The following is a 15,254-nucleotide window of genomic DNA, read 5'->3' on the forward strand; positions in this document are numbered from 1 at the left end:
CCGGCTCACCGGCCGCATCCAGGGGCTGCTCGCCCGACGGCCGCCGGATCGGCTGTCCGGCTGCCGCCGGGCCGTGCGCCGTGTCCCTAAGCGGCGTGATGAATGACGAGCTTGAACTCGGCGAGGGTCAGCAGCCTCGCGTTGGCGTCGTTGTGTGTGACGCGCAGTGCGAGCGGAGTGCCCGGGGCGACGAAGATGCCGTGGCTCTTGGTGAAGTACTGGCCGCCCGGGGACGGCGCCCGGTGCTCCGTGGCCGTGGTGTCGCCCGGGTCGGGGGTCAGGCCCAGCGGGTCGCGCACGAACTGGTCGCGCAGTTCGGTGTAACCGCCCGTCCCGCTCGGGGCCTCCCAGTGGATCATCGCGTACAGCTGGCCCCAGCCCGTCTTCGCCGGCCAGATCAGACCGCTGCGGTCGTCCGTAGCCCAGTCGCTCACCACATAGCCGTCGGGCTGCGCGGCCTGGTGCATCTCGAACCGGTCGCTGGACTCGGCCGCGCCGAAGGGGAACCGGACCACCTTGTAGCCGCTCCCGGGTGCGATCGGCTGAGGCGTGTCGACCTTCAGCGAGCACACCTGCACCCCGGGGGCGGCGTCGCCGCTCGTGTCAGCCATGAGTCAGCTCTGCCCGCCGCGGTGGCCGGACATGCGCCGGGCGTCGTGCCGGCGGCACGGGAGGGTCCCGCGTGACGAGCGTTACCCCGCCACCACCCTGGACGGTCGTTGATACTCGCCGGTATCTTAGGGTGAGCAAGCGCTTAGACAGCTGAGGTCCGTGGAGGTGGCGGCGTGCGCCGTACGGTGTTCAACGAGGATCACGAGGCGTTCCGGGAGACCCTGCGCGCCTTCATCGAGGCCGAGGTCGTGCCGGTGTACGACGAGTGGTTCGCGGCGGGCCAGGCGCCCCGCGACTTCTACTACAAGCTCGGCGAGCTGGGGATCTTTGGCATCAACGTGCCGGAGGAGTTCGGCGGCGCGGGTCTGGAGAGCCACAAGTTCGAGGCCGTCCTCTACGAGGAGACCGCTCGCGCGGGCGTCGCCTTCGGCGGCTCCGGTGTGCACGTGCTGCTCGCCCTGCCCTACATCAAGATGCTCGCCACCGACGAGCAGAAGAAGCGCTACCTGCCGAAGTTCGTCTCCGGCGAGGAGATGTGGGCCATCGCGATGACGGAGCCGGGCACCGGTTCCGACCTCGCGGGCATGAAGTCCACCGCCAAGCTGAGCGAGGACGGCACCCACTACGTCCTCAACGGCGCCAAGACCTTCATCACCGGCGGCGTCCACGCCGACCGCATGATCGTCTGCGCCCGCACCTCCGCCCCGACCGCCGAGGACCGCCGCCACGGCATCTCCCTGTTCGCCGTGGACACCAAGTCCGAGGGCTACTCCGTCGGCCGCAAGCTCGACAAGCTCGGCCTGAAGACCTCCGACACCGCCGAGCTGGCGTTCGTCGACGTCAAGGTCCCCGTCGAGGACCTCCTCGGCGAGGAGAACAAGGGCTTCTACTACCTCGGCCACAACCTGGCCTCCGAGCGCTGGGGCATCGCCTTCGGCGCCTACGCCCAGGCCAAGGCCGCCGTGCGGTTCGCCAAGCAGTACGTCCAGGACCGCACCGTCTTCGGCAAGCCGGTCGCGTCCTTCCAGAACACCAAGTTCGAGCTGGCCGCCTGCCAGGCCGAGGTGGACGCCGCCGAGGCCGTCGTCGACCGCGCCACCGAGGCCCTGGACGCCGGTGAGCTCACCCCCGCCGAGGCCGCCTCCGCGAAGCTGTTCTGCACCGAGGTCGCCCACCGCGTCATCGACCGCTGCCTCCAGCTGCACGGCGGCTACGGGTTCATGAACGAGTACCCGATCGCCCGCCTGTACGCGGACAACCGCGTCAACCGCATCTACGGCGGCACCAGCGAGATCATGAAGTCGATCATCGCGAAGGACATGGGGCTGTAAGACGGCCGTAGTCATTGGCCGGTACAACAGTCCTCATGAGTCAGGCACTTCAAGACCTCCTCGATCTGCTCGACCTCGAGCAGATCGAGGAGGACATATTCCGCGGCCGGTCCCGGTCCGCCGTCGTCCCCCGGGTCTTCGGCGGGCAGGTCGCCGCGCAGGCGCTCGTCGCCGCCGGACGGACGGTCCCCGGGGACCGGCTCGCCCATTCCCTCCACGCGTACTTCCTGCGTCCGGGGGACCCCGGCGCGCCCATCGTCTACACCGTCGACCGCATCCGCGACGGCCGGTCCTTCACCACCCGCCGGGTGGTCGCCGTCCAGCACGGCAAGCCGATCTTCCACCTGTCGGCGTCGTTCCAGGTGTACGAGGACGGGCTGGACCACCAGGACCCGATGCCGGTCGCGCCCGACCCCGTCACGCTGCCCACCGGGGAGGAACGGCTGCGCGGGTACGGCCATCTCGACCCCGTGATCGTGGAGAAGTTCCTCGAGGCGCGGGCCGCCGTCGATCTGCGGTACGTCGACGAACCGCCGTACGGGAAGTTCGGCGAGCCGCGCGAGCCGCACTCGCAGGTGTGGTTCCGCACCAACGGCAAACTGGCCGACGATCCGCTGCTGCACGTCGTCCTCGCCACCTACGTCTCCGACATGACGCTGCTCGACTCCGTGCTGCTCGCGCACGGGCGTGGCGGCTGGGCCGTCGGGGACGTCGTCGGGGCCTCGCTGGACCACGCGATGTGGTTCCACCGGCCGTTCCGCGCCGACGAGTGGCTGCTCTACGACCAGGAATCCCCGTCCGCGCACGGCGGCCGGGGACTGGGGCAGGCCCGGATCTACACGCAGGACGGGCGGCTGGCCATCTCGGTGATCCAGGAGGGCGTGGTCCGCGTCCCGCGCGAGCCGGGCACGGGCGCTAGCTGAGGCCCGCCTCCGCCAGCAGGTACGCCGTCATCGGGTCGTAGTGGCGCGGGCTGACGACGTGGTCGTCGAGGGGCACCGTCACCTGCACGGTGCCCTCGGCCTCGGCGATGAACAGGGCCGGGTCGTTGCAGTCGGCGTAGCCGACGGAGTCGACGCCGTGCTGTCCCGCGTATCCCGCCCAGCCGTGGTCGGCGACGACCAGGTCGGGCAGCGGGCGGCCGGCGCGCTCCAGAGCGGTCAGGATGGCCTTCATCGGCTCGCCCGAGTGGGTGTGCCACAGGGTGGCGCCGTGCTCCAGCACCGCGACGTCCGCGAACTGCATCACGTAGCCCTCGTCGGTCGTCAGGCCGTCCGGGATGACGACGATCTCGCACCCGGCCGCGCGCAGGGCGGACGCGGTCGCGCGGTGGACGTCGAGCAGGCCGCCGGGGTGGCCGGTGGCGAACAGGACCCGCTGCCGGTCGTCGGCCGCCTTGCGCAGCCGGCCGGCGAGACGGTCCAGGGCCGCCACGGTCAGCTCGGGGTCGATGGTGTCCTGGCCGTACCGGTGCTCGGGGTCGTCGTGCACGCCGACGCGCTCCGCCATCACCGCGAGGACGTCCTGCTCGTCGCCCCAGCGGTCGCCGAGTTCCAGGCCGAGCCAGTAGTGGCGGTCGCCGTTGGCCAGCTTGCGGTAGTGGGAGAGGTTGTTCTCGCGCGGGGTGGCGACATCGCCCGCGATGCGCGTCCTGACGAGGTGGTCGACGAGTTCGGCGCGGCTGGGTGTCCCGGGTATCGGCATGCCTCCCATTGTGAGGCAGCCCCCTGGGGGCGTCCCTGGCGTATCGCACCCTGCGATGTGCGTCACGTACTCAGTGGGACGCGGGCCGACGTGGGCCGCGGTACTCAGATCCGCCGCAGCGCGAACCAGAGTTCCATGCGTACGTCCGGGTCGTCCAGGTCCGTCTCCAGCAGGGCGGCGCACCGGGCGATGCGCTGCCGCACGGTGTTGCGGTGCACCGAAAGGGCGACGGCGGTGCGGTCCCAACTGCCGTGCAGGGACAGCCAGGTGCGCAGCGTCTCGGTGAGCGCGGGCCGGGCCGTGACGGGGGCGAGGAGCGTACGTGCGTGGGCCACCGCCTCGTCCGGCGGGATCAGGTCGGCCAGAGCGGGGCGCGGACCGTGCCTCAGCAGCGGGGTGCGGGTGGCGCGGGCCCGGGCCAGGGCGCGGGCCGCCTGGGTGTCGGCGGCGGGCCAGTCCTGAGGGGCGACGCAGGCGCTGACGCCCAGGGTCCAGCCGGGCAGCGGGGCCGGTGGCCGGTCGGCCGGGACCAGGACCCGTACGACGTCGCCCACCGGGTCGACCAGGGCGGAGCCGAGCGCCGCGCCCAGCGCTGAGGCCGCGATCTGGTCCGGGACGCCCTGACCGTCCGGCCGGGCGTGCACGACGACCCAGCGCCGCCCGCCGAGCAGCGGAGCGACCTCCTCGGGCGCGGCTCCCAGCAGCAGCCGCACCAGCGCCGAGGAACGGGCGGCACCGGTGCCGCTCTGCTGCTCACCGGTGAGGAGTGACAGCAGCACGGCCGCGACGGACGCGACGGTGTGGTCCCCCGGCGCGCGCTCCGGCACGGCGACCCCGAGCACGAAGCCGTGCCCGGCGCCGAGGGCGTAGGCGGCCAGGTGCGTGCCGAAGGCGGTGTCGGTGGCGGAGGCGGGGTGGGGCGGCCCCGCGGACACCCCGGGCCCACCGGACCCCCCGTCCGCCGGCCGTACCACCTCCGCCAGCCCCGCCAGTGCCGAGGCCGCCTCCTTCCCGGGCTGCCGTCCCGCCCCCGCGATCTGTGCCCCCTCCGGCCCGTACAGCACCGCCCAGCCACCCAGTCGCTGGGCGAGCTGCCGGAGGACCGACGGGACCGGGTCGGGACGGGAGGCGGCGGCGGTGAGGCTCTGCTGGGCCTCGGTGACGCGGCGGAGCTCGGCCAGGCGGGCCCGGGCCATCAGCTGCCAGACCGCGCGGGCCACGCCCGAGAAGGTGGTCTGCGGCGGCACCTCCAGCAGCGGCAGACCGTGCCTCTCGCAGGCCTCGACCAGCGCCCTCGGCACCGTGTCGTGCACCGGCGCCACCCCGAAGCCCAGGGCCGCGCCGCCCGCGGCCACGATCCGGGACACGTAGTCGTCGAAGTACGTCCCTGAGCCCGCCGCCTCCGGGATGTGCACGCCCGCCGTGAGCAGCAGTTCCCCGCCCAGCAGGTACGGGTACGGGTCCGCCATCTCCGAGGTGTGCACCCAGTGCACGACGGCCGTGGGGTCGTCCGGGCCGGCGATCCGGCGCAGGGCCAGATCCTCACGGGCCAGCAGGGACGCGAGGAGAACGGGGGGCGTCGGGGGCACCGCCGGATCGGGCATGGTGTGCGTTCCCTCCATACAGGCGCCACTCAAGTGGATGAAACGTACACTTCGCAGTCGCTTTCCGGCCACCTAGGGTCAGTGCTCGTCCACCTCGTCCCCCGCCGCTGAAGCGTGCGCGAAGGAGGTCCTCATGGCCGTCGACTATCTCGTGATCGTCGCCTACCTGGCCGGGATGCTGGCCATGGGCTGGTGGGGCATGCGCCGCGCCCGGTCCAAGAGCGAGTTCCTGGTGGCCGGCCGGCGCCTCGGCCCCGCCATGTACTCCGGCACCATGGCGGCGATCGTCCTCGGCGGCGCCTCCACCATCGGCGGTGTGGGACTGGGCTACCAGTACGGCCTGTCCGGCGCCTGGATGGTCTTCACCATCGGCCTGGGCCTGCTCGCCCTGTCCGTCTTCTTCTCCGCCCGCGTCGCCCGGCTGAAGGTGTACACCGTCTCCGAGATGCTCGACCTGCGCTACGGGGGCCGGGCGGGCGTGATCTCCGGTGTCGTCATGTGGGCGTACACCCTCATGCTCGCGGTGACCTCGACCATCGCGTACGCCACGATCTTCGACGTCCTGTTCGACATGAACCGCACGCTCGCGATCGTCCTCGGCGGCTCCATCGTCGTCGCCTACTCGACGCTCGGCGGGATGTGGTCGATCACCCTCACGGACATGGTGCAGTTCGTCGTGAAGACCATCGGCGTGCTGCTCCTGCTGCTGCCGATCGCCGTCGTCAAGGCCGGCGGCTTCGGCGAGATGAGGGACCGGCTGCCCACCGAGTACTTCGACCCGCTGGGCATCGGCGGCGAGACGATCTTCACCTACGTGCTGATCTACACCTTCGGCATGCTCATCGGACAGGACATCTGGCAGCGCGTCTTCACCGCCCGCAGTGACCGGACCGCCAAGTGGGGCGGGACCGTCGCCGGTACCTACTGCCTCGCGTACGCCCTCGCCGGCGCGGTCATCGGCACGGCGGCCAAGGTGCTGTACCCGAAGCTCGGCAGCGCGGACGACGCCTTCGCGACCATCGTGAAGGAGGAACTGCCCGTCGGAGTCAGGGGGTTGGTGCTGGCCGCCGCCCTGGCCGCCGTGATGTCGACGTCGTCCGGCGCGCTGATCGCCTGCGCCACCGTCGCCAACAACGACATCTGGTCCCGACTGCGGGGCGTCGTCACCTCGTCGGGGGCCGAGCGCGACGAGGTGAAGGGCAACCGGGCCTTCATCCTGCTCATGGGCCTCGCGGTCATCGGCACGGCCATCGCGATCGACAACGTCGTGGAGGCGCTGACCGTCGCCTACAACCTCCTCGTCGGCGGACTGCTCGTGCCGATCCTCGGCGGGCTGGTGTGGAAGCGGGGCACGGTGTACGGCGCCCTCGCCTCCGTCGTGGTCGGCGGGCTGGCGGTCATCGCGCTGATGGCGACGCACGGCATCCTCGCCAACGAGCCCGTCTACTACGGACTGCTCGCCTCCCTCGCCGCCTATCTGTCCGTCTCCCTGGCCACCCCCGCCACCGACCCGGCCGTCCTCGCCGCCTGGCGCGAGCGGCTCACCGGGCGCACCCCCGAACTCCCGTCCGAACCGGTCACGACTCCCCGGTAGAGTCATACACCAAGCAGTACATAGCAGTGCATACGCGATGAAGCGTAAGAGAGAAGGCATTTCCTGATGAGCAGCAACGAGACTCCCCGCGGGCCCGTCGACTCCTCCCGCGTCCCGCGGTACGCCGGCCCCGCGACCTTCGCCCGGCTGCCCCGGCTCGACGAGGTCGGCGGACGGGCCGATGTGGCCGTGGTCGGCGTGCCGTTCGACTCGGGTGTCTCGTACCGGCCGGGTGCCCGCTTCGGCGGCAACGCCATCCGCGAGGCGTCCCGGCTGCTGCGCCCGTACAACCCGGCGCAGGACGCCTCGCCCTTCGCCCTGGCCCAGGTCGCGGACGGCGGTGACATCGCCGTCAACCCGTTCAACATCAACGAGGCCGTCGAGACCGTGGAGGCCGCCGCGGACGACCTCCTCGGCTCCGGCGCCCGTCTGATGACGCTCGGCGGCGACCACACCATCGCGCTGCCCCTGCTGCGCTCGGTGGCGAAGAAGCACGGCCCGGTGGCCCTGCTGCACTTCGACGCCCACCTCGACACCTGGGACACCTACTTCGGCGCCGAGTACACGCACGGCACCCCCTTCCGCCGCGCCGTCGAGGAGGGCATCCTCGACACCTCGGCGCTCTCCCACGTCGGCACCCGCGGCCCGCTCTACGGCAAGCAGGACCTCACCGACGACGAGAAGATGGGCTTCGGCATCGTCACCTCGGCGGACGTCTACCGGCGCGGCGCCGACGAGGTCGCCGACCAGCTGCGCCAGCGCATCGGCGACCGGCCGCTGTACATCTCCATCGACATCGACTGCCTGGACCCGGCCCACGCGCCCGGCACCGGCACTCCCGAGGCCGGCGGCATGACCTCGCGCGAGCTGCTGGAGATCCTTCGCGGGCTGGCGTCCTGCAACCTGGTCTCCGCGGACGTCGTCGAGGTGGCCCCCGCGTACGATCACGCCGAGATCACGTCGGTGGCCGCGTCCCACACGGCGTACGAACTGACCACGATCATGTCCCGCCAGATCGCCGCGGCCCGGAAGGACTCGGAAGCGAAGTGACGCACGACCACGACCTGGTGCTCCGCCCCACGCCCGCCCAGACGGAGGCGGCACTGAACCCCCCGCCCGGCCGCACCGGCGGAGACCTGGTCGTGGAGACGCTGGCCGGGCTGGGCGCGACGACCGTGTTCGGTCTGCCCGGCCAGCACGCGCTCGGCATGTTCGACGCGCTGCGCCGCTCCGACCTGAGGTACATCGGCCTGCGGGTCGAGAACAACGCCGGGTTCGCGGCCGACGCCTACGGCCGGATCACCGGCGAGGCCGCGCCGCTGCTGCTGTCGACGGGGCCGGGCGCCCTGACCTCCCTCGCCGCCCTCCAGGAGGCCGCTGCCGCCTCCGCACCCGTCCTCGCGATCAGCAGCCAGGTCCCGACGGCGGGGCTCGGTGGGGGCCGGCACGGTTACCTCCACGAACTGCCCGACCAGGCGGCCTCGTTCCGGGGCGTGGTGAAGTCGGTCCACACCGTCCGCGCCCAGTCCCAGATCCCGTCCGCCCTCGAGGCGGCCTGGAAGTCGGCGCTGACCGCCCCGCACGGCCCGGTGTGGGTGGAGATCCCGCAGGACGTGCTGCTCGCCGAGACGTCGATCCCCCAGGTGACCGGCGGCGACGCCTTCCCCGAGGAGCTGCCGCCGCGGCCCGAACTGACCGCCGTGGCCGCCGACCTGCTGTCCAACGCGGCCCGTCCGGCGATCATCGCGGGCGGTGGAGTGGTGCGCGCGGACGCCTCGGGCAAGCTCAGGCAGCTGGCCGAGCTGCTCCGGGCGCCCGTCGTCACGACCCCCGGCGGCAAGGGCGCGTTCCCCTGGAAGCACCCGCTGTCCCTCCAGTCCTGGATCGAGGACCGGCACACCACCGACTTCCTGGAAGACGCGGACGTCCTGCTCGTCGTCGGCTCCGGACTGGGGGAACTGTCCTCCAACTACCACACGTTCAAGCCCCGGGGCCGGGTCATCCAGATCGAGGCCGACCTCGGCAAGCTGGAGTCCAACCACCCGGCGCTGGGCATCCACGCGGACGCCCGCCTCGCGCTGCAGGCGCTGCTGGAGACGGCGTCGCCACGCGAGGACGCGACCGCGGCCGACCGGGTCCGGGACCTGCTCGCGAAGGTCGCCGACCGCATCGCCGGACAGGGACTCACCCTGGAACAGGACGTGCTGGCGGCCGTCCGCCGGGCGCTTCCCGCCGACTCCCCGTCCTTCTGGGACATGACCATCCTCGCGTACTGGGCCTGGTCGGCCTTCGACGCCAAGGGCCCCAACCACCTGCACTCCGCCCAGGGCGCGGGCGGCCTCGGCTACGCCTTCCCGGCGGCACTCGGCGCGGCGGCCGCCGACCCGACCCGGCCGGTCCTCGCGGTCTCCGGCGACGGCGGGGCCCTGTACTCGATCGCCGAGCTTGCGACGGCCCGCCAGTACGGCCTCGACGTCACCTGGCTGATCGTCGACGACGGCGGCTACGGCATCCTGCGCGAGTACATGAACGACGCGTTCGGCGAGGCGACCGCGACGGAACTGACCCGGCCGGACTACGTGGCACTGGCGGAGTCCTTCGGCGTCCCCGGGGTCCGGACGACCCCGGAGAACCTGGAGCGGGACCTCGCGGAGCAACTCGCGGCGCCGGGCCCCTCGGTGGTCCTGCTCCCGGCCGTGCTGCGGATGTTCGCGCCCACGCACCTGGGCTGAGCGCCCCGGCCGGCCGTCAGAGGCCGTCGCGGACCATCGCGGCGACGATGCGGACGTGGCGGTCGGCCGCCGCGTTCGACCACTCGTTGTCGTAGTTGAGGCCGTAGGGCCAGAAGTGCCCGCCGCCGGTTGAGATCTTGGCGCCCGAGCCGTCGTACTGCTTGACCAGAGCGGTGGCCTGCCCGCCGGTCCAGGTGCCGCTGCCGCCGAGGCGCGGCCAGCCGGAGCTGGTGCCCACGCCGATGGTGTGGGAGATCTCGTGCAGGGCCGTCCGCTCGTTCATGTAGCTCCGGTTGCCGCCGAAGCGGATCGTGCCGTTGATGTTGCCGTCGGCGGTGGGGACGCCCGGCTCGTAGCGGACGGTGATGGTCTTGCCCAGGTCGCTGAGGTTGTTGTAGCGCGCCACCGCCGCGTTCATGGCCCGGGTGATGGCGTCGTAGGCGGTGCGCTGGTCCTCGGTGGGGTTGCTCGCGCGGACGAGGGACCAGGTGATGGTGGCCGCCGCGGCGCGGTCCCGGGCCGGTGCGGGCGCCGTCCGCGGGGTGGCGGCCTGGGCGACGCCGGGGCCGGTCAGGAGCGCGGCCGTCAGAGTGGCTATGACCGCCTTGCGTGGGTTCACGGGGGATCCTCCGGTGGGGTGGCCGTGACGCGTGGGGGCGAAACTTCGCACGGCGTTCGGGATCTCGGGCGAACGAGTGGCGAACTCTGCTGCCCGGTGCGGCAGTTGGGGCGCTGCCGACCGCAAGTATCCCGACGGGAGAGAGGGCGTCAAGAGTCCCGGCAGGACACGGCCCTCGGTAACGACTCGCACAAGCCTTCGTCAACGCCTACAACCATTCCTCCTGGCCCGTGAGTCGAAGGCTGCATGAATCCTGGAATATCCCGCCGCGCGAGAGTACTCGCGGCGGCCTTGGGTACGGGCGTGCTCGTGCCGCTCGTCGCCGCCGCCACGCCCGCCGCCGCAGCCCCCGCGGCCGTGACCTGCACGTCCGCCAAGGCCGGGCTCGCCGCCAAGCTGCAGCAGGACATCACCGCCGCGCTCGCGGGCCGCCAGGGCACCGTCGCGCTGGGTCTGTACGACCGCAGCACCGCCACCACCTGCACGCTGCGCGCGAGCTCCGCCTACGACTCGGCCAGCGTCGTGAAGGTCACCGTCCTCGCCGCCCTGCTCTGGGACGCGAAGAAGAGCAACCGGTATCTCACCGACCGTGAGACCACCCTCGCCAAAGCCATGATCACCACGTCGGACAACGCCGCCACCTCCACCCTGTGGAGGCAGCTCGGCCTGACGAAGATCAACGGCTTCCTCACCGCCGCCGGCATGACCCAGACCAAGCCCGGCGCGAACGGCTACTGGGGCCTGACGCAGATCACCGTCACCGACGAGCAGAAGCTGCTGAAGCTCCTCACGGCCAGGAACGCGGTCCTCAGCGACAACTCCCGCGCCTACGTCCTCAAGCTGATGGGCCAGGTCGTCTCGTCCCAGCGCTGGGGCACGCCGTACGGAGCGCCCTCCGGCGTCACCGTGGCCGTGAAGAACGGCTGGCTGCAGCGCTCCACCTACGGCTGGCGCGTGCACAGCGTCGGCGCGTTCAAGGGCGGCGGCCACGACTACGTGATGACGGTGCTCACCCACGGAAACAGCACCATGAACTACGGCATCGCCACCATCCAGGCCGTGGCCAGGACCATCCACCGGGACCTGGCGGCGAGCTGATCTTCACCAGCTCAGAGGACCCCTGCTCACTCGTTTCGAGCACGCACAGACACCCTGGGGGCGCGGGCGGTATCGACATGCGGCTCCGCCGCGTGGGCGCGATCGACCCCCACGGCGCGGCACCGGAGGACGAACAGAAATTGTTGCGGCGGGATGAAATCCGCTCCCACCCGCGTTGGTGTCTTCCGGCAGACCAGGACGACGGAAGGGCACCGGCGTGACACCGAAACGGGGATGGGCACGACGACTGTGGGCCTACGCGTGGCACCACCCGAAGGACGTCGTACTCGCCCTCGGCTCCTCCCTCGCCGGCATGGCCGTCATGGCCCTCGTCCCCCTGATCACCAAGGTGATCATCGACGACGTCATCAGCGACCACACCCGGGACATGACCACCTGGGCCGGTCTGCTGATCGCCGCCGCCCTGGTCGTCTACGTCCTCACCTACATCCGCCGCTACTACGGCGGCCGCCTCGCCCTCGCCGTCCAGCACGACCTGCGGACGGCGATGTACGGCACGATCACCCGCCTCGACGGCCGACGCCAGGACGAGCTGTCCACCGGCCAGGTCGTCGGCCGGGCCACCAGCGACCTCCAGCTGATCCAGGGCCTGCTCTTCATGCTCCCGATGACCATCGGGAACTTCCTGCTGTTCGCGATCTCCCTGGTGATCATGGCGTCGCTGTCGTGGCCCCTCACCCTCGTCGCCCTGGCGGTGGCCCCCGCCATCTGGTGGATCGCCAAGCGCAGCCGCACCCGCCTGCACCCCTCCACCTGGTACGCGCAGGCCCAGGCCGCCGCCGTCGCCGGAGTCGTCGACGGCGCCGTCAGCGGCGTACGCGTCGTGAAGGGCTTCGGGCAGGAGGAGCAGGAGACCGGCAAGCTCCGGGACGTCAGCCGCAGGCTCTTCGCCGGCCGGCTGCGCACCATCCGCCTGAACTCGGTCTACACCCCGGCCCTCCAGGCCGTCCCGGCGCTCGGCCAGGTCGCGATGCTGGCCCTCGGCGGCTGGCTGGCGGTGCGCGGGCACATCACGCTCGGCACCTTCGTCGCCTTCTCCACCTACCTCGCCCAGCTGGTCGGGCCGGTCCGCATGCTCGCCATGGTGCTCACCGTCGGCCAGCAGGCCCGCGCCGGCACCGAGCGCGTCCTGGAACTGATCGACACCGAGCCCTCCCTCCAGGACGGCACCAAGGAACTGCCCGCCGACGCCCCCGCCACCGTCGAGTTCGACGACGTCTCCTTCGGCTACGACACCGACCACCCGGTCCTCGACGGGCTGTCCTTCGAGATCCGCCCGGGCGAGACCCTCGCCGTGGTCGGCTCCTCCGGCTCCGGCAAGTCCACGGTCTCCCTCCTCCTGCCGCGCTTCTACGACGTCACCCGGGGTGCCGTGCTCGTCGGCGGCCACGACGTGCGCGAGCTGTCCCTGGAGTCGCTGCGCGCGGCGATCGGCCTGGTCCCGGAGGACTCCTTCCTCTTCTCCGACACGGTCCGCAACAACATCGCCTACGGCCGCCCGGACGCCACCCAGGAGGAGATCGAGGAGGCCGCTCGCGCCGCCCAGGCGGACCGTTTCATCCAGGAGCTCCCCGACGGTTACGACACCACCGTCGGCGAGCACGGCCTCACCCTCTCCGGCGGTCAGCGCCAGCGCGTCGCCCTCGCCCGCGCCATCCTCAGCGACCCGCGCCTGCTGGTCCTGGACGACGCCACCTCCGCCGTGGACGCCCGGGTCGAGCACGAGATCCACGAGGCCCTGAAGGGCGTCATGCGGGGCCGCACTACCCTGCTGATCGCGCACCGCCGCTCCACCCTGAACCTCGCCGACCGGATCGCCGTCCTGGACGGCGGCCGCCTCGCCGACATCGGCACCCACGACGAGCTCCAGGAGCGCTCCGCCCTCTACCGGCGCCTGCTCACCGACCCCGACGAGCTGGGCGCCGTCTCCCCGGGCCACACCCAGCCGGCCTGCCCGCAGGAGGACACCTCCGTCCGGGACGAGCTGGACGCGGAGTTCGACGCCGAGCGCGGGGTCACGCCCCGGCTGTGGACCGGTGACCGCGAGCGCGAGGACACCGCCCTCGCCGAGAGCCCCGCCACCCCCGAGCTCCTCGCCCAGGTCGAGGCGCTGCCCCCGGCGACCGACGTGCCCGACGTGGACGAGTCCCGGGCGGTCCGGCCGGAGGAGTCGTACGGCCTGCGGCGGCTGCTGCGCGGCTTCGGGCTGCCGCTGCTGGTCAGTCTCCTGCTGGTCGCCGTCGACGCGGGCATGGGCCTGCTGCTGCCCGTGCTGATCCGGCACGGCATCGACTCGGGCGTCACACAGGTCGCGCTCGGCGCCGTCTGGGCGGCCTCCCTGCTGGGGCTGCTCACGGTGGTCGTGCAGTGGGCGGCCCAGATCGGTGAGACCCGCATGACGGGACGCACCGGGGAGCGGGTCCTGTACTCGCTCCGGCTGAAGATCTTCGCCCAGCTCCAGCGCCTCGGGCTCGACTACTACGAGCGCGAGCTGACCGGCCGGATCATGACCCGGATGACGACCGACGTCGACGCGCTGTCGACGTTCCTGCAGACCGGCCTGGTCACGGCCTTCGTCTCGGTCGTCACGTTCTTCGGCATCATGGTCGCCCTGGTGGTGATCGACGTACAGCTCGCGCTGGTCGTCTTCGCGACGCTGCCGCCGCTGATCATCGCCACCTTCTTCTTCCGCCGGGCGAGCGTGAAGGCGTACGAACTGGCCCGCGAACGCGTGTCGGCGGTCAACGCCGACCTCCAGGAGTCGGTGTCGGGGCTGCGGATCGTGCAGGCCTTCCGGCGCGAGCGGGACGGCGGGCTGCGGTTCACCGAGCGCAGCGACAGCTACCGCCGGGCGCGCATCCGCGGCCAGTGGCTGATCTCCGTGTACTTCCCCTTCGTGCAGTTCCTGTCGTCGGTGGCGGCGGCGGCCGTACTGGTCGTGGGCGGTGCCCGGGTCGACGACGGGACACTCGCGATCGGCTCGCTGGTGGCGTACCTGCTCTACATCGACCTGTTCTTCGCCCCCGTGCAGCAGCTGTCCCAGGTCTTCGACGGATACCAGCAGGCGTCGGTGTCCCTGGGCCGCATCCAGGAGCTCCTCCAGGAGCCGACCTCCACGAAGTCCGCCGACGCGCCCCTCGACGTGCCGTCCCTGCGCGGGGAGATCGCCTTCGAGGACGTCCACTTCGCGTACGGCGACGACGAAGAGGCCCTGAGCGGGGTGGACTTGCGCATCCCGGCCGGGCAGACCGTCGCGTTCGTCGGCGAGACCGGCGCCGGAAAGTCGACCCTCGTCAAGCTGGTGGCCCGCTTCTACGACCCGACCAGCGGCCGGGTCACCGTCGACGGCACCGACCTCAGGGCCCTGGACCTCACGGCCTACCGGCACCGTCTGGGCGTCGTCCCGCAGGAGGCGTACCTCTTCCAGGGCACCGTCCGGGACGCCATCGCCTACGGCCGGCCCGACGCCACCGACGCCGAGGTCGAGGCGGCGGCCCGGGCGGTCGGCGCGCACGAGATGATCGCCACCCTGGAGGGCGGCTACCTCCACGAGGTCGCCGAGCGCGGCCGCAACCTGTCCGCCGGGCAACGGCAGCTGATCGCCCTGGCCCGTGCAGAACTGGTCGACCCGGACGTCCTGCTGCTCGACGAGGCGACGGCCGCCCTCGACCTGGCCACGGAGGCCCAGGTCAACCAGGCCACCGACCGCGTCGCGGGCCGCCGCACCACGCTCGTCGTGGCGCACCGGCTGAGCACGGCCGCCCGCGCCGACCGGGTCGTCGTCATGGACCACGGCCGGGTCGCCGAGGACGGCACGCACGAGGAACTGCTCGCGCGCGGCGGCCGCTACGCCGAGCTGTGGCGGACCTTCATCGGCGCCGCGGAGCCGGAGGAGCCGGTCGGCGCGGCCCGCTGAGAGCCGCGAACAGCGTTTCCGTT

11 protein-coding genes are annotated in these 15,254 nt (G+C 72.0%); 7 read left to right on the plus strand and 4 right to left on the minus strand.

Annotation, left to right across the window (positions count from 1 at the left end):
- Window positions 1-86: 86 nt before the first annotated feature.
- Window positions 87-611 carry a hypothetical protein gene (locus tag IE212_RS12335; RefSeq protein WP_190197831.1) on the minus strand — a complete coding sequence of 175 codons (525 nt, stop codon included), beginning with the start codon at window positions 609-611 and terminating at the stop codon, window positions 87-89.
- A gap of 174 nt (window positions 612-785) precedes the next feature.
- Between IE212_RS12335 and IE212_RS12340 the strand changes: the two genes are divergently transcribed.
- Window positions 786-1,943, plus strand: a complete 1,158-nt coding sequence (locus tag IE212_RS12340) for an acyl-CoA dehydrogenase family protein (RefSeq protein WP_190197832.1) — start codon at window positions 786-788, stop codon at window positions 1,941-1,943.
- Between the two features lie 35 nt (window positions 1,944-1,978).
- Window positions 1,979-2,866 (plus strand): acyl-CoA thioesterase, encoded by an 888-nt coding sequence (locus IE212_RS12345; protein ID WP_190197833.1) that lies wholly within the window; start codon window positions 1,979-1,981, stop codon window positions 2,864-2,866.
- Here the strand turns inward: IE212_RS12345 and IE212_RS12350 are convergent.
- The gene (locus IE212_RS12350; protein ID WP_190197834.1) at window positions 2,859-3,647 is read right to left on the minus strand and encodes a phosphatase; all 789 of its coding nucleotides are present in this window, start codon (window positions 3,645-3,647) and stop codon (window positions 2,859-2,861) included. The two genes, IE212_RS12345 and IE212_RS12350, sit on opposite strands and share 8 nt — an antisense overlap.
- A 104-nt stretch (window positions 3,648-3,751) precedes the next feature.
- Window positions 3,752-5,251, minus strand: coding sequence for a PucR family transcriptional regulator (locus tag IE212_RS12355; RefSeq protein WP_190197835.1), 1,500 nt, complete (start codon window positions 5,249-5,251; stop codon window positions 3,752-3,754).
- Between the two features lie 133 nt (window positions 5,252-5,384).
- Here IE212_RS12355 and IE212_RS12360 point away from each other — a divergent pair, with 133 nt between their 5' ends.
- The 3 genes from IE212_RS12360 (at window position 5,385) to IE212_RS12370 (ending at window position 9,577) form a co-directional block, all read left to right on the plus strand.
- Window positions 5,385-6,845, plus strand: coding sequence for a sodium:solute symporter family protein (locus tag IE212_RS12360; protein WP_190197836.1), 1,461 nt, complete (start codon window positions 5,385-5,387; stop codon window positions 6,843-6,845).
- Between the two features lie 66 nt (window positions 6,846-6,911).
- Entirely contained in the window at window positions 6,912-7,895 is a 984-nt protein-coding gene (gene speB / locus IE212_RS12365) for an agmatinase (protein WP_030241222.1), read from the plus strand.
- Complete coding sequence (locus IE212_RS12370) at window positions 7,892-9,577, plus strand: thiamine pyrophosphate-binding protein (protein ID WP_190197837.1); 1,686 nt, start codon at window positions 7,892-7,894, stop codon at window positions 9,575-9,577. Before speB ends, IE212_RS12370 begins: the two co-directional genes overlap by 4 nt.
- Before the next feature lie 16 nt (window positions 9,578-9,593).
- Here IE212_RS12370 and IE212_RS12375 read toward each other — a convergent pair whose 3' ends face one another.
- A complete protein-coding gene (locus IE212_RS12375; protein WP_190197838.1) occupies window positions 9,594-10,196 on the minus strand; it encodes a hypothetical protein in 603 nt (200 codons plus the stop codon).
- 246 nt (window positions 10,197-10,442) lie between these two features.
- Between IE212_RS12375 and IE212_RS12380 the strand changes: the two genes are divergently transcribed.
- A complete protein-coding gene (locus IE212_RS12380) occupies window positions 10,443-11,294 on the plus strand; it encodes a serine hydrolase (protein ID WP_190197839.1) in 852 nt (283 codons plus the stop codon).
- Window positions 11,295-11,511: 217 nt separating this feature from the next.
- Window positions 11,512-15,231, plus strand: a complete 3,720-nt coding sequence (locus IE212_RS12385) for an ABC transporter ATP-binding protein (protein WP_190197840.1) — start codon at window positions 11,512-11,514, stop codon at window positions 15,229-15,231.
- Window positions 15,232-15,254 lie beyond the last annotated feature (23 nt).

The sequence above is a fragment of the Streptomyces djakartensis genome, assembly GCF_014651075.1.
Taxonomy (GTDB): Bacteria; Actinomycetota; Actinomycetes; order Streptomycetales; family Streptomycetaceae; genus Streptomyces; species Streptomyces djakartensis.